The sequence below is a fragment of the Achromobacter spanius genome, assembly GCF_029637605.1.
GTDB classification, from domain to species: domain Bacteria; phylum Pseudomonadota; class Gammaproteobacteria; order Burkholderiales; family Burkholderiaceae_B; genus Achromobacter; species Achromobacter spanius_E.
In genome coordinates this window covers 5,579,034-5,600,589 of the sequence record NZ_CP121261.1, presented here as the reverse complement: position 1 = coordinate 5,600,589, position 21,556 = coordinate 5,579,034, and the positions used below count along the sequence as shown (strand labels likewise).

At 65.2% G+C, this 21,556-nt stretch carries 23 protein-coding genes and 2 pseudogenes; 12 read left to right on the top strand and 13 right to left on the bottom strand.

The window, feature by feature from the left end; translation table 11 throughout:
• Nucleotides 1–138: 138 nt before the first annotated feature.
• The 9 genes and pseudogenes from P8T11_RS24960 to P8T11_RS24925 all read left to right on the top strand — a co-directional run bounded on the left by P8T11_RS24960 (nt 139) and on the right by P8T11_RS24925 (nt 5,721).
• Nucleotides 139–867 (top strand): hypothetical protein, encoded by a 729-nt coding sequence (locus P8T11_RS24960; RefSeq protein ID WP_268079546.1) that lies wholly within the window; start codon nt 139–141, stop codon nt 865–867.
• Complete coding sequence (locus tag P8T11_RS24955) at nt 864–1,634, top strand: DNA cytosine methyltransferase (protein ID WP_418910272.1); 771 nt, start codon at nt 864–866, stop codon at nt 1,632–1,634. The genes P8T11_RS24960 and P8T11_RS24955 overlap by 4 nt, the downstream gene beginning before the upstream one ends.
• 9 nt (nt 1,635–1,643) lie before the next feature.
• Nucleotides 1,644–2,936 (top strand): hypothetical protein, encoded by a 1,293-nt coding sequence (locus P8T11_RS24950; RefSeq protein ID WP_268079548.1) that lies wholly within the window; start codon nt 1,644–1,646, stop codon nt 2,934–2,936.
• Between the two features lie 80 nt (nt 2,937–3,016).
• Nucleotides 3,017–3,298, top strand: coding sequence for a hypothetical protein (locus tag P8T11_RS24945; RefSeq protein WP_268079549.1), 282 nt, complete (start codon nt 3,017–3,019; stop codon nt 3,296–3,298).
• Nucleotides 3,299–3,595: 297 nt separating this feature from the next.
• Nucleotides 3,596–3,868: a hypothetical protein gene (locus P8T11_RS24940; protein ID WP_268079550.1), complete on the top strand. Its 273-nt coding sequence runs from the start codon at nt 3,596–3,598 to the stop codon at nt 3,866–3,868.
• A complete protein-coding gene (locus tag P8T11_RS24935; protein ID WP_268079551.1) occupies nt 3,865–4,041 on the top strand; it encodes a hypothetical protein in 177 nt (58 codons plus the stop codon). Before P8T11_RS24940 ends, P8T11_RS24935 begins: the two co-directional genes overlap by 4 nt.
• Complete coding sequence (locus P8T11_RS24930; protein WP_268079552.1) at nt 4,038–4,493, top strand: HAD domain-containing protein; 456 nt, start codon at nt 4,038–4,040, stop codon at nt 4,491–4,493. Before P8T11_RS24935 ends, P8T11_RS24930 begins: the two co-directional genes overlap by 4 nt.
• An 86-nt stretch (nt 4,494–4,579) precedes the next feature.
• A pseudogene (locus P8T11_RS29265) lies at nt 4,580–4,678 on the top strand (hypothetical protein); the annotation flags it as partial.
• 56 nt (nt 4,679–4,734) lie between these two features.
• A complete protein-coding gene (locus tag P8T11_RS24925; protein ID WP_268079553.1) occupies nt 4,735–5,721 on the top strand; it encodes a tyrosine-type recombinase/integrase in 987 nt (328 codons plus the stop codon).
• Between the two features lie 208 nt (nt 5,722–5,929).
• Here P8T11_RS24925 and P8T11_RS24920 read toward each other — a convergent pair whose 3' ends face one another.
• The 12 genes and pseudogenes from P8T11_RS24920 to P8T11_RS24865 all read right to left on the bottom strand — a co-directional run bounded on the left by P8T11_RS24920 (nt 5,930) and on the right by P8T11_RS24865 (nt 18,951).
• Entirely contained in the window at nt 5,930–7,552 is a 1,623-nt protein-coding gene (locus tag P8T11_RS24920) for an acyl-CoA synthetase (protein WP_268079554.1), read from the bottom strand.
• A 9-nt stretch (nt 7,553–7,561) separates the two neighbouring features.
• Nucleotides 7,562–8,638: a phosphotransferase family protein gene (locus P8T11_RS24915; RefSeq protein ID WP_268079555.1), complete on the bottom strand. Its 1,077-nt coding sequence runs from the start codon at nt 8,636–8,638 to the stop codon at nt 7,562–7,564.
• The gene (locus tag P8T11_RS24910) at nt 8,635–9,861 is read right to left on the bottom strand and encodes an acyl-CoA dehydrogenase family protein (RefSeq protein ID WP_268079556.1); all 1,227 of its coding nucleotides are present in this window, start codon (nt 9,859–9,861) and stop codon (nt 8,635–8,637) included. The genes P8T11_RS24915 and P8T11_RS24910 overlap by 4 nt, the downstream gene beginning before the upstream one ends.
• A 30-nt stretch (nt 9,862–9,891) precedes the next feature.
• A complete protein-coding gene (locus tag P8T11_RS24905; RefSeq protein ID WP_268079557.1) occupies nt 9,892–10,653 on the bottom strand; it encodes an SDR family NAD(P)-dependent oxidoreductase in 762 nt (253 codons plus the stop codon).
• Nucleotides 10,654–10,734: 81 nt separating this feature from the next.
• Nucleotides 10,735–11,082 (bottom strand): annotated as a pseudogene (locus tag P8T11_RS24900) (AtuA-related protein); the annotation flags it as partial.
• Between the two features lie 10 nt (nt 11,083–11,092).
• A complete protein-coding gene (locus P8T11_RS24895; RefSeq protein WP_268079558.1) occupies nt 11,093–12,451 on the bottom strand; it encodes an acyclic terpene utilization AtuA family protein in 1,359 nt (452 codons plus the stop codon).
• A 22-nt stretch (nt 12,452–12,473) separates the two neighbouring features.
• On the bottom strand, nt 12,474–13,451 hold the full coding sequence (locus P8T11_RS24890; protein WP_268079559.1) for a Bug family tripartite tricarboxylate transporter substrate binding protein: 978 nt from the start codon (nt 13,449–13,451) through the stop codon (nt 12,474–12,476).
• A 36-nt stretch (nt 13,452–13,487) separates the two neighbouring features.
• Nucleotides 13,488–15,635 carry an acetate--CoA ligase family protein gene (locus P8T11_RS24885; RefSeq protein ID WP_268079560.1) on the bottom strand — a complete coding sequence of 716 codons (2,148 nt, stop codon included), beginning with the start codon at nt 15,633–15,635 and terminating at the stop codon, nt 13,488–13,490.
• 37 nt (nt 15,636–15,672) lie between these two features.
• Nucleotides 15,673–16,644 carry a tripartite tricarboxylate transporter substrate binding protein gene (locus tag P8T11_RS24880; RefSeq protein ID WP_268079561.1) on the bottom strand — a complete coding sequence of 324 codons (972 nt, stop codon included), beginning with the start codon at nt 16,642–16,644 and terminating at the stop codon, nt 15,673–15,675.
• 57 nt (nt 16,645–16,701) lie between these two features.
• On the bottom strand, nt 16,702–17,043 hold the full coding sequence (locus tag P8T11_RS24875) for a Zn-ribbon domain-containing OB-fold protein (protein WP_268079562.1): 342 nt from the start codon (nt 17,041–17,043) through the stop codon (nt 16,702–16,704).
• A complete protein-coding gene (locus tag P8T11_RS24870) occupies nt 17,043–18,188 on the bottom strand; it encodes a thiolase family protein (protein ID WP_268079563.1) in 1,146 nt (381 codons plus the stop codon). Before P8T11_RS24870 ends, P8T11_RS24875 begins: the two co-directional genes overlap by 1 nt.
• Nucleotides 18,181–18,951, bottom strand: a complete 771-nt coding sequence (locus tag P8T11_RS24865; RefSeq protein WP_268079564.1) for an IclR family transcriptional regulator — start codon at nt 18,949–18,951, stop codon at nt 18,181–18,183. The genes P8T11_RS24870 and P8T11_RS24865 overlap by 8 nt, the downstream gene beginning before the upstream one ends.
• A gap of 159 nt (nt 18,952–19,110) precedes the next feature.
• Here P8T11_RS24865 and P8T11_RS24860 point away from each other — a divergent pair, with 159 nt between their 5' ends.
• Nucleotides 19,111–19,470 carry a hypothetical protein gene (locus tag P8T11_RS24860; RefSeq protein WP_418910273.1) on the top strand — a complete coding sequence of 120 codons (360 nt, stop codon included), beginning with the start codon at nt 19,111–19,113 and terminating at the stop codon, nt 19,468–19,470.
• Nucleotides 19,471–19,472: 2 nt separating this feature from the next.
• A complete protein-coding gene (locus P8T11_RS24855; RefSeq protein WP_268079565.1) occupies nt 19,473–20,063 on the top strand; it encodes a DUF2946 family protein in 591 nt (196 codons plus the stop codon).
• A 21-nt stretch (nt 20,064–20,084) separates the two neighbouring features.
• Here P8T11_RS24855 and P8T11_RS24850 read toward each other — a convergent pair whose 3' ends face one another.
• Nucleotides 20,085–20,486, bottom strand: a complete 402-nt coding sequence (locus tag P8T11_RS24850; RefSeq protein WP_050447291.1) for a DoxX family protein — start codon at nt 20,484–20,486, stop codon at nt 20,085–20,087.
• Nucleotides 20,487–20,615: 129 nt separating this feature from the next.
• On the opposite strand from P8T11_RS24850, the gene P8T11_RS24845 reads away from it, so the two are divergent.
• Nucleotides 20,616–21,548 carry a LysR family transcriptional regulator gene (locus tag P8T11_RS24845; RefSeq protein ID WP_268079566.1) on the top strand — a complete coding sequence of 311 codons (933 nt, stop codon included), beginning with the start codon at nt 20,616–20,618 and terminating at the stop codon, nt 21,546–21,548.
• Nucleotides 21,549–21,556 lie beyond the last annotated feature (8 nt).

Below are 21,556 nucleotides of genomic sequence, written 5' to 3'. Positions count from 1 at the left end.
AACCTGAATATGACTTCGTTGAGCGCCTGCTAATCCGTGCGGGGCTTGTGGGCTTCGTTGCTGGCCTGAGTGCCGTGTACGTGGTCCTTTATGTCCTATGGCGAGCCGTAGGCAATTTCTTCTTCGGAGCCTGAGAGCATGAACTCAGAATGGAAGCCTATAGCCAGCGCGCCCGAAAACGAAGGGCGCCCGCTCTTCTGCGAACTGTGCTGGGGGCCGGAAGGCGATCAGTCCGTAGGCACTGGATTCCGCCACAACGGGAAATGGTATGCGGCTGGCTTGTTCTACTGCTTGGGCCAGGAAAAGCGCTACGAGCTTCGCGAGGTTGAAGTTCAGCCGACACACTGGAAGCCGCAATCTGATCTTCCTGACGAAGAGAGCGCCGCCCCTACCTCGCACCCTATACCCACCGGAGCGACGGGGGAGGATGGGGGCGATGAGACGCAGGCGATCTTACGCTGGATCATGCGCACAGCGGAATCGGCGAAAGAAGACTGCGGCATGGACCCGGAAACCCCGGCCGCCGTCCGCAATGGAAAATTGGCGTCCATTGCGTCAGCAGCGGCGCAGGCGCTCGGCCTCACTGGCGGCCCCAGCTACCGCGCTCCCGCTGCTGGCGATGCGCTGCCGCCTCTTGATGACGACCTCATCGAGATACTGGGGAGGCCCAATTTCGCGTGCGCAGAGCTGGCAACGCTGCTCAGGGCTGGCGGCCACTCCATCAAGAACAAGGCTGAGCACGAGCAAGCGGCAGTGATCCATTTCTTGCTCGGGCATTACCTGAAACACGGAGCCGCCTGGCACGAGCATGTCGGCGCGGCGTTCGAAGCCATTGCCCAGCAGTCCCAGCGGAAGGAGGCTACGTGAATGAGCTGGCTCTTTTCGCAGGCGCTGGTGGAGGAATTCTCGGCGGCCACCTGCTCGGATGGCGAACCGTCTGCGCCGTCGAATACAACGCCTACGCCCGTAGCGTTCTATTGGCCCGACAAAACGACCGAACATTTTCGCCTTTCCCAGTTTGGGATGACGTCCGAACCTTTGACGGCAGACCTTGGCGCGGCATTGTTGACGTGGTGTCTGGCGGTTTCCCCTGCCAGGATGTCAGCATTGCCGGAAAAGGTGACGGGCTCGACGGAGAACGCTCCGGCCTTTGGTCAGAAATGGCTCGGATCATTGGCGAGGTACGACCACGATTCGCGTTCGTGGAAAACAGCCCAGTACTCACTTCTAGGGGGCTCGGCCGAGTTCTTGGCGACCTGGCCAGCCTGGGGTTCGATGCGGAATGGGGAGTGTTGGGAGCGCATCATGCCGGAGCTCCGCACTTGCGGGACCGACTATGGCTTGTGGCCCACGCCGTGCGCAACGGATTCGTCAGACCGGAAAGTTTCGGCCCGGATGCACGAGACGAAAAACGGGACGTTCAAGCACATTGGCGAGAACGGAACGCTCAGTCAGGTCCGGCTGAGTCAGGTCGTCAAGCATCGCACCCCAGATGGGGTTGGCCGGATGAACCCAGACTGGGTCGAATGGCTGATGGGCTGGCCGATCGGGCACACCGGATTAAAGCCATTGGAAACGGCCAGATTCCGCGAGTGGCAGCAGCAGCATTCCATCTTCTCAGCAGCCGAATCTAAGGAGGCAGCATGACCGACCAGAACAACGCCGCCCAGCCTGGGCTGACGGATGACGAAATTAACGCTGCATGTGGCCGGCACGCTGCCGACACCGGATGGCACGCCGAAAATGACCGTAAGAAGGCGCGGGCAGTCGAATCCGCCCTGCTGTCCAAGCTGCGCGCGGAGGGCGTGCAGGCGGGCGATGAGCGGGAGGCGTTTGAGGCGGCGTGGAGCCAATTGCACTCGCCCATCCCGATGAATACGCGGCTCCACGACGACGGTCGGTATGCCATTCCCAGCATCGAAGCGAACTGGCGATTGTGGCAGACCGCCCGCGCCGCCCTAGCAAGCGCCCCTGTATTTGACCCTTTGGATCCTTCAGACGACAACGGCGCGCCCGTTCCGAACGTCACAGCCTTAAACGGCTTATTGCTACAAAGCGGCGTTACGCCGGGAGTTGCGTATCAGATAGCCAAGTCCATCCATACGGCCGGATGGTGCGGGAAATTGCTCGCAACCGCCCCTGTAGCCGGGGAGGCGCAAAAGCCGGTGGGCCGTGTGCGGCATTTCCACTATTCGGGGGTGGCCCGCAACGGGTTCTCGCAGGAAGCCGTGCTGAATGATGATGCGCCCACGCTGCCTGACGGGACGTTTCTCTATGCCGCGCCCCAGGCCAGCGAGGCGGTGCGCGATGCGGGTGACGATGAATATACGGAGGCGGTATCTCGCATAGCTGCTGTCGCGGCGGCCATTCCTGACGCACTGGCAGTGCGCAATGCGGCGTTGGAGGAAGCGGCGCGGGTAGCGGAATGCACCGCTGCCGGAGATTCCAAGCCGGAGAACCCGTATTTGGTAGGAACGGCCAGACAAGCAGCAGCGCGCATCCGCGCCCTGAAAGCCCAGCCTGACAAGGACGGCGGGGATTGCGCGAAGGGTGGCCACGTAGAGACAGCGGATCAGCCGGAAACCCGCGCCGATATTGGCTTTGGGGGTGGCCTGCTGGATTGCGCGAAGGGTGCGGGGGATGCGATCCGTGAGCTTATCGGCAAGCATGCCGAATTGCTGGAACAAAACGACTACGCATATTTTGAGCTGGCGCGCACGCGCATGACTGGGTGGATGGCGTGGATTTGCTCGCACCCTGTCGATACGCACCCTGACCGCAAGGTGCAGGCGCGCGGCCAGGGCAGTACGCCGGACGAGGCATGTCGCGCGGCATTGGCCGACTTGGAAACTCGCGCCGCCCTATCCCCCACCCCTTCAGTCGTCAAGCAATCCTTGACAGCTACACAGACGGGCGAGAAAGGAGACAGCGAGTGATGAGCGTATTCACCGGAGAGTGCTGGCGCTGCTGGCCGGCGTCGTGCAGGTGCCCGGCTGCGCCAGACGAAGCAGATCAGATGAAGGGCGACCTGTTCCTGCTGGACCGAGAGTTGCAGCGCGAGAACCGGCGCGCTCGCGAGTTCGGCGACTCCCTCAAGAACTTGGCCAACGCAGTTATTAAGGCCCGTGAAACCCGCCTGGCAGACGGTGGCCTGGATAACGTCCCGCCAGATCTGCACGACTTGGTTCTCCAGGCGCAAGCGGAGCTGGCGGTGTTGGACGAAAGCCGGAATCAGGACCGCCTGACCGAGCTTTATCGGAAGATGCACCCCCGCACGGACGGAGGCGGACATGGCTGATCACTGGCGCCCGACAAGTGAGCCGGCCAGGACGATCTATGACGCCCTGGTGGCCGAATCATTGAGCCGCCCATCGCGGTCTGTAGATGAGTGGGTGGAGGCGGAGCGGAACGCAGTATGGGCAGCTTCGCGCGATTACGCCCAGAAGCATGGCCTGGACGTACCGACGATCGCAGCAGTTCTAAAGGCGGAGCAATCAGCCTGCGGGCATACCGACTACTGCGCCAAATGGGCTTACGGCATGGCAGCGCATATATCGAGCAGCCGAAGCGCCAACGCGTCATTAACGGAGCAATCATGACGAACGAAGAAATCGAAGCCATCGCGCAGCGGCCTACGTGCTGTAAGCCGTTTGGCGAAGCGGTCACCCTGTCGCGAGCCGAGCGGGATGCGCTGGTGGCGATGGCGAAAGCGCTCGCCCTAGCCGTTGACTTGCTGCGCGACTCCTCGTCGGTTTGCGGGGCGGTGATCCGAGCTAATCAAGACAACACGGGCGCAGTCCGCAATCATCAGGAATGGGTGGATCAGTATCTGGCCACCCTGCGCGCCGCAGCCAAGGAATCCCCATGACCATGCTCCCCGAAATCGACCTAGGCGACCCGAAAGACTGGGCCAAGATCGACCCCGCTGTCGCATTCCACTTGATCGACCGCCAGGCCGAGAACTGGGCGCATGCGGGCGTACTGATGGAGCGGTGGGCCAGGGCTTGGGTGAAGGCTAATCCGGAGAAGGAGGAAACGTGAAAGTTCTATTTCTTGATATCGATGGCGTGTTGAACAGCTTCAGGTCGGCGGTCGCATTTGGCGGGTATCCATGGCCAAAGGACAAGAACATGGAGGGTGACTGGGAGAAGTTTGACCAGGTGGCCGTCAAGCTGATGGCTCGCCTCGTAGCCGAAACCGAGGCTCACGTAGTTCTCAGCTCTACGTGGCGGATTGGCATGGACCAGGAACGCATCACCGAACTGGCTTCATTCCTCGGTTATGCCATCAGCAGCGCCACCCCGCAGCTACCGGGGTGCCGAGGTCTTGAAATCGAGCGATGGCTAACCGAGCACCCTGGCGTCGAGAAGTACGTCATCATTGACGACGACTCCGACATGCTGCCGGAACAAATGGCCAACTTCATCAAGGTAGACGGGACCATCGGCCTGACATACCAGAACTACAAGGATGCAAAGCAGTTACTAGCATGACTGACGTTATGGAGCAGATGCTCAGAACCACCCGCAAGAATTGGATGAAACAGCCCGCCTAGCGCGGGCTTCGTTTTGGAGGCGATATGACTATCCTCACGCCTGCCGATCTGGCCAACCGTTGGCAAATCAGCCAAAGCAAAGCGCGCCAGCTCGCCGCCCCGGGTGGCCCGATCCCATGTACGAGGATTGGTCGACTCATCCGGTTTAATGAAATTGACATTCAGGAGTACGAACAGCAATGTCGATCTACTTCGATAAAAGCCGCCGTCGATATCGCTATGAGTTCGACCGCCTCATTGAAGGCCGAAGAGTCCGGGCTACAAAGCTACTTCCAAAGGCTTGGAATCAAGCCCAGGCGGACAAGTTCGACCGGGAGGAAAGCGGCCGCCTCTATGCGATAGCCCAGGGGATTGAGAAGGTCGTCCCACTCATTGACACCGCCGTCAGGCACTACCTGGAAACCAAGAAGGAATTGAAGTCGCACATGCACGCGGCGCGACATTTAGCCGCAGCGGCTTCCTACTACTCCGGCAAGCGTCTGAACGAGTTGGCCGACGTTTCGCGCGATATCCAGGAAAAGGAAGCGGGACAGTGGAGGCCAGCCACCATGAAGCAGCGTATCGCTCTTATCCGGGCTGCATGTCGGTGTCTCTGGAAAGACCGACGCCTGGATATCCCAGACCCGGCATCGCATGTATCCCTGCCGGAAGTGAGCAACGAACGCCGCAGCTACGTCACTCGGCCCTGGATGCTCAGGATGTGCCGCAAGATCAGCAACCGGCAGGCGCGGGCGCTTTTGCTCATCGCCTTCTATTCTGGGATGCGCCGGGGTGAGATTTGGTCGGCCAAAGTGCAGGGCGACCACTTCGTTCTGACTGACACCAAGAACGGCGAGCCGCGCAATGTCCCGGTAATGGGGAAAGTCGCGCACTATGCCCGCAAGCACCTACCCCCGAAGATCAGCTATCGTTCTCTGATGATCTGGCTCAAGAAGGGTGCGGCAGCGATTGGGCGCCCAGAACTGACGCTGCATGACTTGCGCCACAGCACGGCGAGCAATATGGTCCAAGCTGGGGTTCCGCTGTACACGGTCGGCAAGGTGCTGGGGCACAAGTCCACCGCCTCCACCGCGCGCTATGCGCACCTGGCGACCGACTCTCTTCAGGCAGCGCTTCTGCAGATTTCCGCCCAGAAAACGCCGCGAAAAGGTGTGGGGGAAATTTGACCATCGGCGTGTTTTCGGTGGTCTAGATGGCGAATTTTGCGGGGGCCCTCCCTAGGGAGCCGCCGTAAACCGCTGTATGCTTAGACAGCAATAAAGCATTGCAAATCCGTGTACGTCGGTTCGATTCCGGCTTGCGCCTCCAGTATCTTTAAGGCTCGCAGCGATGCGGGCCTTTTTGTTTTCTGGCGCGGTGCGGGGGTAGGCACGATCAGCCAAGCTGGCTGGCGCGGGTTCGCAGGACAAACTTCTGGATTTTTCCCGTTGCGGTCTTCGGCAGATCGCCGAAGATCACGGTGCGCGGCGCCTTGAAGCGCGCCAAGTGTTCGCGGCAATACCGGACAACATCCTCCGCCCCGCAGACGGACCCCGGTTTCAGCGTGACAAAAGCGCAGGGTGTTTCGCCCCACACGGCATCCGGACGGGCCACCACGGCGGCTTCCAGCACGTCGGGGTGCCGATACAGGACGTTTTCGATTTCCAGGGTGGAGATATTCTCGCCGCCTGAAATGATGATGTCTTTGGCCCGGTCCTTGATTTCGATATAGCCGTCGGCATGCACCACCCCCAGGTCGCCCGAATGGAACCAGCCACCGGCGAACGCCTCGGCGGTGGCTTGCGGGTTGCGCAGGTATCCCTTCATGAGCGTATTGCCTCGCAGCACGATCTCGCCAAGCGTGGCGCCGTCGGCGGGAACCGGCCGCATGGCATCGTCCACCACTTGCACCGCCTCCAGGTTGACCTTGCGCACGCCGATGCGAGCCTTCAGCGCGGCGCGCTGCTGTAGCGGCAGCGCGTCCCATTCCTCGTGCCAGGCACAACTGATGGACGGCCCATAGGTTTCAGTCAGACCGTACAGGTGCGTCACGCCCATGCCCAACTGTTCCATGGCTTCGATCACCGCGGCGGGCGGGGCCGCGCCACCGGTCATGGCCTGAACAGGGTGTGTGGCACGACGCCGCAGGGCGGCGGGCGCGTTGATCAGCATGTTCAGCACCACGGGGGCCGCACAAAAGAAGCCCACGCGACTGCGCTCGATCGCCTGGAAGATCGCCTCGGGCTCGACGCGGCGCAAACAGACGTTAGTGCCGGCCAACGCCGCCATGGTCCAGGGAAAGCACCAGCCATTGCAATGAAACATGGGCAGGGTCCAGAGATACACCGAGTGCGGCGGCATGCCACAGCTCAGGACGTTGCCGGTGGCATTGAGGTACGCGCCCCGGTGGTGATAGACCACACCCTTAGGATCGCCGGTCGTGCCCGAGGTGTAGTTCAGGCTAAGGCTTTGCCATTCGTCCTCGGGCCAGTCCCACGGCGCATCGGTGGACTGTGCCGCCAGCCAGGACTCGTACTCGGCTTCGCCCAGCTCGCCATGAGCCCCCCGATATTCGGCGTCTTCGATGCGCACTGTCCTGGGTGGCGTGGGCAGGCACGCCAGCACGTCACGCACCAGGTCGGCGTACTCGCTGTCGTACAGCAACACCTTAGCGGCCCCATGCTCCAGGATGAAGGCAAGCGCGCGCGCATCCAGCCGCGTGTTCAGCGCGTTCAGCACGCCGCCGGCCATCGGGATGCCGAAATGCGCCTCGTACAGCGCCGGCACATTCGGCGCCAGGATGGCGACGACATCGCCGCGACCCACTCCCCAGTCTTGCAAGGCAGCCGCCAACTGGCGGCAGCGCCCATAGGTCTCGCCCCAGCTTTGGCTGCGTTCGCCGTGCAACAAGGCGGCACGCTCCGGATACACGCTGGCCGCCCATTGCAGGAAGCCCAGCGGCGTCAGCGCGACGTGGTTGGCGGGGTTGCGCGGCATGTCGGACGGAATGGCGGTCATTGCAATCTCCTAGGAAGCGGAATTGGCCAGGCGCGCGGACTCGCGTTGGGCCGCGTCCCAGCCGAGTCCGGCCAGCGGGGCCACCCTTGCGCCCATTTCCTTCCCATCGGCAGCGGCGGCGTTGCCCGCCAAGGCGCGCGCGTAGACGCCTTGCAGGATGGCGGCGATGCGGAAGAAGCTATATGCCAGGTAGAAATCCCAATTCGGCGGCGGCGCGATGCCACGCGCGCGGCAGTACGACCGGACAAACTCCGCTTCGCTGGGGATGCCAAGCGCCGCCAGGTCCAGCCCCGCGATGCCCCGCCACAGAGACGGCGGGATCCGCCAGCACATGCAGTGGTACGCCAGGTCCGCCATGGGATGGCCCAAGGTGGACAGCTCCCAATCCAGCAGCGCGATGGCACGCGGCGCCAGGGGATCGAACACCAGGTTGTCGATTCGGTAGTCGCCGTGCACCAGACGGGTCTGATCGTCCGTGGGCAAGTGCCGTGGGAGCCAGTCGATCAGTGCGTCCATGGCGGGGATGACAGCGGTCTCGGTGTCGCGGTACTGCCGCGTCCAGCGGGCCACTTGCCGTGCGAAGAAATCCCCTGCCCGGCCATAGTCCGCCAGCCCCACGGCAGCGGGATCCACGGCGTGCAGCGTCGCCAGCACACGGCCCGTTTCGACATACAGGGCGCCGCGTTCGGCGGGTTCCAGGCCGGGCAGGGCCGGGTCCATGAAGACGCGGCCCCGCGCATAGCTCATCAGGTAGAACGGCGTGCCCAGCACGTCGGCATCAGCGCAGTAGTGCAGCATGCGCGGAACCGGCACATCCGTGCCCGCCAGCGCGGCCATGACCCGGTACTCGCGGTCGATGGCGTGGGCGGACGGCAACAGCGCGCCGGGCGGCTGCTTGCGCAGCACGCGCGCGCCGGCCTTGTCCTCGAGCAAATAGGTGGGGTTGGACTGCCCCCCCGTCAACGGGCGGACACGCAGGCTCTGCGCGTCGCACAGGCCATGTTCGGACAGGTAGGCGGCCAGTGCCGGCAGCCAATCGGGCGCGTGACCGGGGGCAGCCTCGGACGAGTGCGGGTACGCGCTCATACCAAGGCCTTGCGCAGGGCATCCGCATCGTCCCAGCGCCAGAATGCATCGCCCTCATCCATCAGGTGGCGCGCCAGCACCATCTTGTGCACCTCCGACGCACCATCCACCAGGCGAGCCTGGCGCGCGTAGCGGTAGATCCATTCCAGCGGCGTGTCCTTCGAATAGCCACGGGCACCGTTGAGCTGCAAGGCAGTGTCCACGACCTTATGCAGGGTCTCGGATACGACGATCTTGGCCATGGAGATTTCCTTGCGCGCAAACTCCCCTTGATCCAGCTTGACCGCCGCGCGCATGGTGAGCAGCCGGCCGATTTCGATCTGCATGGCGGCGTCGCCCAACAGCCACTGGACGCCCTCGCGGTCGGCCAGCTTCTGCCCGAAGCTGCTGCGCTCGCCCACGTAGTCGACCGCCACCTCCATGGCCCGCCGCGCCAGGCCCAGCCAGCGCATGCAATGCGTAAGGCGCGCGGGTCCCAGCCGGATCTGCGTCAGCTTCAGGCCATCGCCCACGTTCATCAGGCGGTTCTCGTCGGGAATCTCAAGCCCGTCGAATTCCAGTTCGCAATGGCCGCCGTGTTCCTCGGGCCCCATGATCGGTATGCGGCGCTCGATGCGCCAACCCGGCTGACTGGCGTCGAACAGGAACGCGGACAGGCCTTTGCGCGTGTCGTCCGAGGTCCGCGCGATCAGGATGAAGTGTTGCGCCGCGCCGGCCCCGGTGATGAACCACTTGCGGCCGTTGATGACCCATTTATCGCCCTTGCGGGTGGCGGTGGTACGCATCATGGACGGATCGGAGCCGCTGCCGGGGCTGGGCTCGGTCATCACGAAAGACGAGCGCACCTTGCCGTCGATAATGGGTTGCAGCCAGCGGTCTTGCTGGTCGGGCCGCGCCACTTGCGCCAGCACGCGCATATTGCCGTCATCGGGCGCGGCGGCATTGAAGGCCGCCGGGCCAAAAATGGATCGGTTCATTTCCTCGTAGCAGGCGGCCAGGCCCACCATGGGCAGCCCCTTGCCGCCTCGCTCGCGCGGCATCTGCAAGGCCCACAGACCTGCCTCGCGGGCCTTGGCGCGCACGCGGTCCAACAAGGCCTCGTCGATGTTCTCGTGGGCATCGTAGTTGTCGCGGTCGGCTTCCAGCGGAATCAGTTCACGGTCGACGAACGCGCGTACCCGCAGGCGGGTGGCGTCCAGTTCTGGGGGCAGGGAAAAATCCATGTTCTAGTCTCCGGGTAAGGGGGATTCGGTTCAGAGCGAACTGGTCAAATGGCCGCCGTCCACGTCAATGACGGCGCCGGTCATGTAGGCAGAGGCGTCGGAGGCCAGCAGCAGCAAGGGGCCGTCCAGGTCTTCCATGCGGCCCAGTCGCCGCTGCGGAATGCGCTTGATCAGTGCCGCCCCGGCCTCCGTGGCGAAGAACTCGCGGTTCAGGTCCGTGCCGATGTAGCCAGGCGCCAGCGCGTTGACGCGAATACCATGGCGCGCCCACTCCAGCGCCAGCGCGCGGGTCAGATGCAACAGGCCGGCCTTGGCGGCGGTGTAGGCGGCCACATGCGAGGCCACGCGCTGGCCCAGGATGGAAGCGATATTGATAATCGCGCCCGGCCTGCCACGGCCGTGGAAGTGGCGCGCCGCGCATTGGGCGACACGCCAGGCGCCGTTGAGATTGACGTCGATCAGCCCCGTCCATTCCGTTTCCGAGATATCGAGCGCGGCGCGCGTCATGGCAACGCCGGCATTGTTGACCACGATATCCACCGGCCCCAGTTCGCTTTCCACCTGCTCGAACGCCGCCTGCACGCTGTCGGGCCGCGTGACATCCATGCCCGCCACGCAGGCCTGGCCGCCCTGGGCGCGGATTTCGCGCGCCAATTCCTGGCCCAGCTCAGTGCGGCGTCCGCATAGCGCCACGCGCACGCCCGCGTCGGCCAGGCGTAGCGAGAAATGGCGCCCCAGCCCGCTGTAGGCGCCGGTCACCAGCGCGGTTTTGGATTTCAGATCTTCAAACATCGGCTAGGCTCCCAAGTCCGGAGAAACTGACGTGGCTGATGTGGCTGACGTGGCGGCCTTGGTGCCGTGGCCGTGGCCTTTACCCGGCCCGCGCAACAGCGGCAACAAAGCGTCCGGCACGTCCAGCTCAAAACGCAGCACGGCGCTGGCCAGGGACTTGCCGTAGTTATCGAGCGCCAGGCTGCGCGAGACCCCGCCCCCCAGCGCGCCTTCCAGCACGAAATTCAGCACGCCCAGGCCATCGACCTCGTAGCGCGTGATCGGGCCCAGCACCGCTTGCTCGTTGTAGATGGCACGCAGCGCCTGCGCGCTGAGCGCCCGCTTGATGTGGGGATAGAAATCCGGCTCGTAGGCAATCACCGCAATGTTCGAGGTGTTGCCCTTGTCGCCGGAACGTGTGTGCGCAATTTGACGTAAGGTGACCCGCATGTCGGCTCCTTCAAACGAAATCGATGGTGCATTGCACGGCTTCACGCGGTGTCAGCGCGGACCACAGGCCGATGACCTCGCGGACCCGGTCCTGGTGCGGCACGCGCTTGCCGGTGGAGGCCAATCCGCAAACCGCCATGCCGTCGACCTCGCGCCCGATCTTCTCGGCGTCCGCCCGCGAGGCGCTGCGAGCGGCAATGCGGACCGCCACTTCGGCCGGTTCGCACGCGGTGGGCGATGACGCGGCGCCATGCACCGCGTTGACGCCGATGAAGTCGATGCGCAGTGCATCGGCACGCAGGCCCACGATGCGCAGGCGTTCGCGCAGGATGGTTTCCGCCAGGCGCGCCTTGTCCAGACAGCCCGGTCCGGCAAAAAAGAACATGTCTTCGCCAATATAGCCCTCGGCACACCCCAGCGACACCTTGAGCGTCGACGTGCGCGGATGCCCCGCGATGCCACTCACCCGTACGCGGTCCGGGCCGGTTTGCACCAGGTTTGCGCCGGTGAAATCCACCACCACGTCCGGCGTGATGTAGCGCGCCGGGTCGTGGACTTCGTAGAACATCTGTTCTTTCACCGTGCGCAGGTCGATGCAGCCGCCGGTACCGTCGACCTTGCCGATAACGGCGGTGCCGTCGGCCTCTACATCCGCATAGGGAAAGGCCAGGTTCCACGGCTGCGGCACGTCTTTGTAGCCGGGGTCGCTGAAGTAGCCGCCGGTGACCTGCGCGCCGCACTCCAGCAGATGACCGATGCCGCTGCCCTGCCCCAACCGGCTCCAGTCGTCATCACGCCATCCAAAGTGATGCATCATCGGCGCCAGGAACAGCGACGGATCCGCCACCCGGCCGGTGACGACGATGTCGGCGCCCTGGTCCAGGGCCTGGACAATGGCGGCGGCGCCCGCGTAGGGCTCCGCCGAAATCAGGCTGTCGGCGATCGAGGCCACGGGTGCGCCGCTTTCCATGATCGTGGCGCCGCTCGCGGCGATGCTGGCGCTAAGGTCGGTGGCGCTGACCGCCGCGACGCGCGCGTGCGTCCAACCCGCCTCGGCGCACAGCTCGGCGATACGTTGCGCCGCGCCACGCGGGTTGATCCACCCCTGGTTGGACACGATACGTGTGCCACGCTTCATGCAGTGCGGCAGCACGGCACGCATGCGGTCGTCCAGCCAGGTGTCATAACCAGGAAACGCGGGGTCGCGGCGCTTGCGCACCTGGGCGGCCGAGACCGTCGCTTCGGCCATGGTCTCGAAGCACAGGAAATCCAGCTCGCCACGCTCGGCGTTCCAGCGCGCCGGGTCGATGCGGTCGCCCCACCAACCGGCGCCCGAGCCGATGCGCAGCGTTGTCGCGTTGTTCTTCATGTCTTCCTCCTGTTTGCGCGGCCTACTGCGCGTGGATGCCGGCCTGGCGTATGACCGTGCGCCATTTGTCGGTGTCGGCGCGGATGATGGCGGCGTAGTCTTGCGGCGTATTGGCGACGGGAATCGCGCCCAACGCCTCGACCTGCCCGCGCAGCGATTTGTCCTGCATCGCGTCGGCCACGACCGTTTGCAGGCGCTTGATGATCGGCGCTGGCGTGCCCGCCGGCGCCAGCAGGCCGAACCAGGCATTCACCTCGTAGCCGGGCAGCCCGGATTCCGCCACGGTGGGCACGTCCGGCAGCATCGGCACGCGCGCCGCCGTGGTCACGGCCAAGGCCTTCACGGCGCCCGACTTGATCTGGCCCATGGCCGAGGGCAAGTTGTCGTACATCAGTTGCACCTGGCCCCCGATCAAGTCGGTCATGGCGGGGGCCGAACCCTTGTACGGCACATGGCGGATATCCACGTGCGCCATGCTGTTGAAGAGTTCCCCCGACAGATGGGGCGATCCGCCCAGGCTGGTGGACGCAAAGTTCAGGCTGCCGGGGTTGCGGCGCGCCTGCTCAAGCAGTTGCGCCACGCTGTTCACGCCAACCTTGGGATTCACCAGCAGCACGTTGGGCGAGTTGGCCAGCAAGGTGACCGGCGCAAAATCGCGTGCGGCGTCGTAAGGAAGCTGGGCGTACAGGAACTGGTTGCTGGCCTGCGTGCCGACCGTGCCCATCAACAGCGTGTAGCCATCGGGCTTGGCCCGCGCCACCGCGGCCGCGCCGATGCCGCCGCCGGCGCCCGGCCGGTTTTCCACCACGATGCTCTGCCCCAGGCCTGCGCTTGCCTCGCGCGCGATTAGCCGCGCCAGCAGGTCGGTGGTACCGCCAGGCGGAAAAGGCACCACCAGCGTGATGGGTCGCGTGGGCCAATCGCTGCCGGCCTGGGCATGCGCGTCGGGGGTGGCCGGCAGGGCTAGCGCCGCTGCGACCAGAAGGACAAATTTGTGCATAGGGTCTCCTTGGTTCGGGCTTTGGACATGTCGCAGTCAGGCCGCAAGGCCTGGCGCCGGCAAGCCACTTCCATTGACTTCGACAAGCGCATCCAGCGCCACCGCCCCCTGCCCCATGGCGCCGACCAGCACGGGGTTGATATCGATCGACGCCAGCCGAGACCCGGCGGACAGCACGTAGCGGCCTAGCGCCACGGCCTGCGCCGCCAAGGCCGGAATATCCCCGGGCGGATCGCCACGCACACCCTGCAACAGCGTGCCGATGCGCAAGCCGCGCAACTTGTCGATGACCTGATCGGCATCGAACGGCGGCATCAGCACCGCCACGTCCTGCAGCGCTTCAACATACTTGCCACCACTGCCGATCATGACGACGGGCCCCAGCACCGGATCCATCCGCGCGCCCAGCGCGCATTCGTGCAGGCCACGCTGCATTCGCGCCACCAGCCAGACGCCGTCGCGCACGCCCAGGCTGGCCAGGGTTTGCGCCTGTTGCGACAGCGCTGTCCGCAGCGCCGCTTCATCATTCAGGCCCAGCGCCACCAAGCCATGTTCCGATTTGTGCGGCAATTTCTTCGAGCACGCCTTCAAGGCCACCGGCGCGCCCATGCGCCGCCATGCCGCCACCGCCTCATCGGCGTTGCCACAGACGGCATGCTCGATAACGGCCAGCCCGGCCTGGGCCAGCAATGCCAGGCTCTCGGCCTCGGACAGAAAGCCGCCAGCTACGCCGGGCGCCGGGTCGCTCGCAATCTGGCCTTGCGGCGCGGCGGGCGCTGCGGCGTCGCCGCGTTCGCGCAGCTGGCGCAGACGGAACAGCGCCGCCATGGCATCCATGGCCTGCATTTCGTCGGCGTACACCGGCAGGCCCCGCGCACGGAAAACCTGGGCAACGTTCTCCTGCCAGGCGACCACGGTGACCGGCTTGGAAGCGGCCTGGGCAAAGTCCGCGGCATCAACCGCGAACGAATCCACGTCGTAGCCACGACCGGCCACCGGGATGTCCAACAGGAACATGTCGGCGGCCGGGTCGGCGCCTATCACCGGCAGCACCTGGCCAAACAGGCCGTTGTTCGACAGCAGTGCCGCGGTGATGTCCACGGGGTTGACGGTGGTGGCAAAGCCGGGCAGGCGTTCGGCCAGCGCCTGCTGGGTGGCAATGCTCAAGGGGGCGATGTCCAGCCCCCGGTCCGCGGCGGCATCCGAGGCCAGCACGCAACTGGCGCCTGAGTTGCTGACCACTACCACCCGGGGCCCCTGCGGCAGCGGGCTGCGCAGGGCCAGTTCGGCGTAGCGCACAAGCTCTTGCGGATCGCGCGCCCGCAAGATGCCGTGATGCTCAAGAAACGCATCAACGGCCCGGTCTTCGTTGGCCAGGGCGCCGGTATGCGAGGCGGCGGCGCGGGCGCCCGCCTCGGACCGCCCTGCCTTGACCACCATCAACGGCACGCCGCGCGCCCGCGCCATGGCGGCGGCCTGGGCCAGCGGCCCGGCCTCGCGCAGCGACTCCAGGTACAGCAGCACGATGCCCACTTCCGGGTCGCGCAGCGTCGCGCAGGCCAGTTCCGAGACCGAGACGTCGGCCTCGTTGCCGGTGGCATGCACATGCCGCACGCCGATGCCGCGCTGGCGCAGCAGCCCATACACCATGGCGCACATGCCGCCGCTTTGGCTGATGACCGCTACCGGCCCGTCGCGCGGCTCCACTTCCAGGAACATGGTCGAGAAGCTGGCGATGGCGCCATTGCCGAAATTGGCCAGGCCTTGTGAATTCGGCCCGACGATGCGCAGGCCGGCCGCGCGCGCCCGTGCCGTCATCGCGTCCTGCAGCGCGCGGCCCGCCGGCCCGGTTTCCGAAAAGCCCGCCGAGATGACGATGGCGGCGGCCACGCCCAATTCCGCGCATTGGTCCACGGCCTGCACGGCCTGTTCTCCCGCCACCGCCACGATCGCCAGATCCGGCGCGACGGGCAAGGCGGCCAGGCTGGGCCAGGCGCGTTCGCCCTGGACCTCGGCGCGTTGCGGATTGATAGGGTACAGCGTGCCCCCATAGCCGTGGCGCCGCATGTAGTGAATGGGTCGGCCGCCGATCTTGTCCGGGTTGTCGGACGCGCCAACGATGGCGATAGAGGCCGGGTCAAGCAGCCGTGCAAGGCCTGCATCACCGGTAGGTACAGAAGCCATGGAACTCCCCTAGCTGGATAGGTGCGTGGCCGGGCGGTCAGTTGACCGTCGCCCCGGAAGTCTTGACGACGCTTGCCCATTTGCCGATCTCGGCGTCCAGGAAGCGGGCCGTGTCGGCGGGCGTCATCCAGGCGGAAGCGAAGCCCTGCGCCGCAAACTTTTGCTTGATATCGGGACGTTCCAACACCTTGTGCAACGAGGCGCTAAGCCGCTGCACCACCGCGTCGGGCGTGCCGGCGGGCGCCAGCAGGCCATTCCAGGCGGTGGCTTCATAACCCGGCAGCCCGGCCTCGGCCACCGTCGGGACATCCGGCGCGGCAGCCGAGCGCTTTGCCCCCGTAATGGCCAGCGCCTTCAGCTTGCCGCCCTTCACATAGGGCATCGACGACAGCATCGTGTCGAACATGACGTCGGCCTGTCCGCCCATGACATCGGTCAGCGCGGGCGCGCTGCCCCGGTACGGCACATGCACCATGCGCACGCCGGCCATGGCGTCGAACAGTTCGGCCGCCAGGTGGGTGGACTGACCGTTGCCGGACGAGGCGAAGCTGAGCTTGTCGGGCGTGGCCTTGGCCAGCGCAATCAGCTCGCGCACATTGGAGGCGGGCAAGTCCGGCCGGGCGACGATCACCAACGGCCCTTGCGTCAACAACGACAGCGGCGCGAAGCTCTTGCGCGTGTCGTAGTTCAAGTTCTTGAACAGCGACATATTGATGGCGTGGGCGGTCGTCGCCATCAGCAGCGTGTAGCCGTCGGGCGTACTTTTGGCGACCATGTCGGCGCCGATGTTGCCGCCGGCGCCGGAACGGTTGTCGACGATGATGGTTTGCTTGAGCTCATCGCCCAGGCCCTGCGCCACGACGCGGGCCACGATGTCGGTGGGGCCTCCCGGAGGGTAGGGAACGACGAGGGTGATGGACTTGTCTGGCCAGTCCTGAGCGGTCGCGGCGGTGGCCGCCGCCAGGGAAATCACGGCCAGGGCCGTGCGCCATGCTGCGATTGCGCGCATGTTGTCTCCTCCTTGCGGATGTGTTGTTCTACGAAGTGTGGAAATGCCGGCGGCGCATCAAGGCGGCCGGCGCGCCTCGAAACCCAGCAATGCGCGGCCGTCGATGCTCATCGCGCGGCCCACGACTTCCTGGCCTATGGCCACGCTGGTGTCAGCATGGCCCATCAGTACCGCGCCTTCTTCAAGGCGCACCAGAACCAGCGTGTAGGGCACATGCCGACGCCAGAATTCGTCGGGCGCGCGATGCACGTCGGTGCGCGCCAGCACCACGCCCAACCCGCCGCTGTGGCGCCACTGCAAGGACGTGCCACCGCAGGCCGCGCAGGCATAGGGGCGCAAGGCCCACCAGGCGCCGCAATCTTCGCAGCGCTGCAATTCCAACGGGTCGTGCGCGCTCATCAGGCGTCCTCCGCTTGCAGCACCAGGCTGACGTGGGCCGATAGCACCCCGCCATCGGCATGCACCAACGCACAGCGCCGCCTGCCCGCCTGACGCGGCCCACCATGACCCGCCAGTTGGGTCCAGGCCTCGGCAACATGCGCCATGCCGCCGGCCACGCCGGAATGCCCGAAGGACAGCAGTCCGCCATGCGTATTGAGCGGCAGCGGGCCAGCGGCGTCGAAATCGCCGCGCCGCACCCGTTGCGCGGCCCGACCGCGCGGCGCGTAGCCCAACTCTTCAAGCAGCATGGCCAGCGTGATGGTGAAGGAATCGTAGATGCCCAGGTAATCGACCTGGCCGGGCTCGATGCCGGCATCGATGCGCGCGTGCCGCCAGGCGCGCGCGGCGCCGGTGTCCAGGATGTCGCGCAGCGCCGACAGGTGCTGGTGCCGATGCGCCTGCCCCGCGCCGCTGACGCGTACCGGCCCGCCGTCGGCGCTGACGACCAGGGCCACCGCACCGTCCGAGATCGGGCAGCAGTCCAGCAGATGCAGCGGCGTGGCGATGGGACGCGACGCCATCACCTGTTCCACGCTGATGGGCTCTACCAGGTGCGAACAGGCGTGGCCGGTGGCGTGGCGCCGCATCAGCACGGCAAGCTCGGCCAGGTCTTGGCGGCGGGTGCCGGTTTGATGCATGTAGCGGGACGCCAGCAGGGCGTAGTAGGCGGGCACCGAGGCGCCGTTGGGCACCTCCGTGTCGGCTTCACCGACCTGCGCCAAGGTCTGGATCGACGCGTCGACCGCTTGCCCCGTCAACCGGTTCTCGCCGGCCACCACCAACAGGCGGCGGCAGCGGCCAGAGCGCACCAGCTCGCGGGCCAGCATGACCATGGCCGCGCCGGTCGCGCCACCCATCTGCATGCCATGGGCGTAGTGGGGCTCCAGGCCCAGTTTTTCGCTGAGCAGCGTGGCCAGCATCAAATGCGGGTAGGTGGTGGCATAGCCGCACAGCACGCCGTCGATATCGGCGCGCCGCACGCCGGCTTGCGCCAGCGCGCCATTGGCGGCCTCGGCCATCAGGTCCAGGGCCGAACGCCCTTCATGGCGGCCGAAGCGCGTGGTGACGGCGGCAAGCAAGTAGGCGTGGCGGCGATCAAGCATGAGGCATCCACGCACGTTCGATGGCGCGCGCCTCGGCAGTAAGCGCCTGGGCCAATTCCGCTTCGCGCGATTGGATGCGGTCGCTAAGCGCCGCCACGCTGAGCGCGGCAATGGCGCGCCCGCTGGGGCCGCGCACGGCCACGCCCAGGCCCCCCATCTTGTCCACCACCACGTCCAGCAGCATCGAATGGCCGAGCTTGCGGGCGCGGGCCGTCATCTGATCCATCACTTGGGCCGGGTAGTTCGGGTAGCGGTTGCGCAGCCATTGATGCACGGGCGGCAGCACGGCGCGCGCCTCGCTCTCGTCCAAGGCAGCCAACAATGCCAGGCTGCCCGCGCCGACGCCCAGCGGACGGCGGCTGCCCACATCCAGGTAGTTGGCGCGTATCGGGTAATCGCCGAAGCACAGATCCAGGCAGACGGATTCCCAGCCGGTCGGCATGGACAGGATGACGGTGTCGCCGAACTTGCGGGCAAGACGTATCAGCGCGGCGCGCGACAAGCCGCGCAGATCCAGGCCGTCAACCATGGCATGGTGCATGGCGTAGATCTGCGGCCCCAGCATGTAGTGCTTGCTGACCGGGTCTCGCTCCACGAAACCCTCGGCTTCCAGGTCCTTCAGGATGCGCAGGGCCGTGGAGACATCCAGTTGCGCCGCCTGCGCAATATCGGTCAAGCGCTGGACGCGGCGGCTGGACAGGCTGGCCAGTACGCGGCAGACCTTTTTCGTAGCGGAGACTAGGCTCGTTTCCTGGGATGGCATGGCAGCGGCAAGGCCCGTTGGCTAAGTATGGCCACCAAGATAGGCACGCCCGCGAACCCGGTAAAGTTGCGTCGCAACAAATTTTCGTCCAGCGAAAATTGCTCGCCCCGCGCCCGGGCTCTCGCAACTCGTTACGCATCCCTACGCGCTGACAATCGAATGATTGCTAAGGTGACGCCGTTTTCCACTGCCATCGACGCCATGCACCGCATTCTGAATTCACGCGCCTGTTCGCCCATGCTTGCCTTGTCGACCGCGGCACTGCTGTCGCTTGCGCCGATTGCGGCCGAGGCCGACAACGACCGCCACCACCATCGCCATGGACGCGAGTACAAGGAAAAATACTGGGATGGCGCGTGCAAGGTTGAACGCAAATGGAAACGCAACGGCGAATACCAGGAAAAGCGCAAATGCCGCGATGATTACCGGCAGGGGTACTATGCGCAGCCCCAGGTCGTCGTGCCGATGGCCGCGCCCGCCATTGTCATCACGCCGCCTTCCATCATCATCAGGCCCTGAACATGGATCAATCGGTAAAGGACGCACTCGTTCGCTGGCCCAATGTGCCGGCGGTATATGGCTGGCTGTCGCTGGACGGGCGCGGCCGGTGGCGCCTGCATCCGCAGGGCCAGGCCGGACAAGGCGGCGCGGGCGAATCCATTACCAATACCCAGATCCTGGACTTCATCAACCGTAACTATGAACACGACGATGCGGGCCGCTGGTACTTCCAGAACGGGCCGCAGCGGGTCTTCGTGCGTCTGGATGGTGCGCCGTTCGTGCTTCGCTTGAGCGACGACAACGAACGCCTGCTGACGCACACGGATGTGCCGGTCAATACCGTAAGTAGCTGGTGGCTGGATGATGCGGGCCAGTTGTACGCGGCTACCCAGGCAGGTGCCGGCTTGCTGCTGGACCGCGATCTGCCCGCGGTGCTGGAGAAACTATCTACCCAGGATGGCGCTCCGCTGCTGGAGGCCTTGGCCGATCTTTCGCCTGACGCGGCGATCTCGGTCTCATGGCCCGGCGTTTACGCTGCCGCGCCATTGCGCGCGATGACGCGGCAGGATGTGGCGCGACAGCTTGGTTTTGATCCCAATCCGGCTGGCTGATATTCGCCAGCGCGCCTGCTGTCAGCCGCGCCCGCTCTTGACCAGGGCGAACTTGCCATCACCCAGCAGCACCAGCACGGCGGCCGCAACGGTCAGGAAGATCGGATATTCCCAACCGCCCCCGGCATTGCCGAAGCCCCAGCCATTGCCAAAATGCACGGTGGACGCCACGAACAACTGCACCACCGCGATCGCCGCCACCCAGCGCGGCACGATGCCCAAAATCAACAGCACGCCGGCACCCACTTCGAAGAACGTCACGGGGTAGGCCAGCCAGCCGGCGAACCCGATCTTGGCGAAGAACTGCGCGGTGCCGGGCAGCGTGAACACCAGCAGCTTGGTCAGGCCGTGGGCCAGGAACATGACGCCAAGCGCCACGCGCAGCAGCAGCGCGGCGTAGGGCGCGGTACGGGTATCGATCATTGCATTTCCTTCTGCGGTTGGGGAATCGCCCAACACGGGAGATCCTTTCAAGGGCGCTATTCTTGCGATTCCAAAAACAAAGATAAACCTGCAGAATTGCAAATTATTGTTCCTCATCAGGAAACAATCTTGGATACACACACCGCGATGCAGACCTACGCCAAGGTCGTTGAATTGGGCTCTTTCGCGGCGGCGGCCGACAAAATGGGCCAGGCGCGCTCCGTGGTGACGCGGCAGATTGCCTATCTGGAGCAAAAGTACGGAGTGCGCCTGCTGAATCGCACCACGCGCAAACTCAGCATGACGGACGCCGGGCGCGCGTTCTACGAGCGGGTGCGCCCGATCCTGGCGGAAGTGGCCGATCTGGAGCTGTCGCTACAGGCCGAGGGCCAGCGCCCCAGCGGCCGCCTTCGGATCAGCGCGCCGGTATCGTTCGGTATTCTGCATCTGGGGCCCGCCATTGCGGAGTACCTGCAACGCTATCCCGACGTCGTCATTGACCTGGACCTGAACGACCGCGTGGTGGACTTGGTGGAAGACGGATACGACGTGGCGGTGCGCATCGGACCGCTGCAGGATTCGTCCCTGGTGGCGCGCCCCCTGGCGCCACAACAATTGCGGGTTTGCGCCGCGCCCGCCTACTTGAAGCGCCATGGCACGCCAAAGACGCCCGAAGACCTGAAGCAGCACCGATGCCTGCACTACGCCTACGCCAGCACCGGCAATGAATGGCACTTCGAGAAAGACGGCGTCACGCACCTGGTGCGCATTACCGCCGCGTTACGCGCCAACAACGGCGACGTGTTGCGTACCGCGTCACTGGCAGGCCATGGCATTATTCTGCAACCCGAGTTCCTGGTCGGCGACGATATCCGCGCGGGCCGGCTGGTGGCCTTGCTGACCGACTACGCGCACACCCCGATTTCCATGTATGCCATCTACCCGCATCGCCGCTTCCTGTCGCCCAAGGTGAGGTCCTTCGTCGAGCACCTGGAAGAACGCTTCGGCGGCACCCCCACCGCGGTGCCGGCAGAGCGCGCCGGTCCACGCCGCAGCCGTTAGAATCGACC

Excerpts from the sequence above, each read along its gene's own strand:
- P8T11_RS24890 (WP_268079559.1), bottom strand. The coding sequence starts at position 13,451 with ATGCACAAATTTGTCCTTCTGGTCGCAGCGGCGCTAGCCCTGCCGGCC.
- P8T11_RS24855 (WP_268079565.1), top strand. The coding sequence starts at position 19,473 with ATGGATCAATCGGTAAAGGACGCACTCGTTCGCTGGCCCAATGTGCCG.
- P8T11_RS24915 (WP_268079555.1), bottom strand. The coding sequence starts at position 8,638 with ATGAGCGCGTACCCGCACTCGTCCGAGGCTGCCCCCGGTCACGCGCCC.
- P8T11_RS24865 (WP_268079564.1), bottom strand. The coding sequence starts at position 18,951 with ATGCCATCCCAGGAAACGAGCCTAGTCTCCGCTACGAAAAAGGTCTGC.
- P8T11_RS24960 (WP_268079546.1), top strand. The coding sequence starts at position 139 with ATGAACTCAGAATGGAAGCCTATAGCCAGCGCGCCCGAAAACGAAGGG.
- P8T11_RS24940 (WP_268079550.1), top strand. The coding sequence starts at position 3,596 with ATGACGAACGAAGAAATCGAAGCCATCGCGCAGCGGCCTACGTGCTGT.
- P8T11_RS24860 (WP_418910273.1), top strand. The coding sequence starts at position 19,111 with ATGATTGCTAAGGTGACGCCGTTTTCCACTGCCATCGACGCCATGCAC.
- P8T11_RS24950 (WP_268079548.1), top strand. The coding sequence starts at position 1,644 with ATGACCGACCAGAACAACGCCGCCCAGCCTGGGCTGACGGATGACGAA.
- P8T11_RS24875 (WP_268079562.1), bottom strand. The coding sequence starts at position 17,043 with ATGAGCGCGCACGACCCGTTGGAATTGCAGCGCTGCGAAGATTGCGGC.
- P8T11_RS24935 (WP_268079551.1), top strand. The coding sequence starts at position 3,865 with ATGACCATGCTCCCCGAAATCGACCTAGGCGACCCGAAAGACTGGGCC.
- P8T11_RS24880 (WP_268079561.1), bottom strand. The coding sequence starts at position 16,644 with ATGCGCGCAATCGCAGCATGGCGCACGGCCCTGGCCGTGATTTCCCTG.
- P8T11_RS24945 (WP_268079549.1), top strand. The coding sequence starts at position 3,017 with ATGAAGGGCGACCTGTTCCTGCTGGACCGAGAGTTGCAGCGCGAGAAC.
- P8T11_RS24910 (WP_268079556.1), bottom strand. The coding sequence starts at position 9,861 with ATGGATTTTTCCCTGCCCCCAGAACTGGACGCCACCCGCCTGCGGGTA.
- P8T11_RS24895 (WP_268079558.1), bottom strand. The coding sequence starts at position 12,451 with ATGAAGAACAACGCGACAACGCTGCGCATCGGCTCGGGCGCCGGTTGG.
- P8T11_RS24925 (WP_268079553.1), top strand. The coding sequence starts at position 4,735 with ATGTCGATCTACTTCGATAAAAGCCGCCGTCGATATCGCTATGAGTTC.
- P8T11_RS24920 (WP_268079554.1), bottom strand. The coding sequence starts at position 7,552 with ATGACCGCCATTCCGTCCGACATGCCGCGCAACCCCGCCAACCACGTC.
- P8T11_RS24870 (WP_268079563.1), bottom strand. The coding sequence starts at position 18,188 with ATGCTTGATCGCCGCCACGCCTACTTGCTTGCCGCCGTCACCACGCGC.
- P8T11_RS24850 (WP_050447291.1), bottom strand. The coding sequence starts at position 20,486 with ATGATCGATACCCGTACCGCGCCCTACGCCGCGCTGCTGCTGCGCGTG.
- P8T11_RS24905 (WP_268079557.1), bottom strand. The coding sequence starts at position 10,653 with ATGTTTGAAGATCTGAAATCCAAAACCGCGCTGGTGACCGGCGCCTAC.
- P8T11_RS24885 (WP_268079560.1), bottom strand. The coding sequence starts at position 15,635 with ATGGCTTCTGTACCTACCGGTGATGCAGGCCTTGCACGGCTGCTTGAC.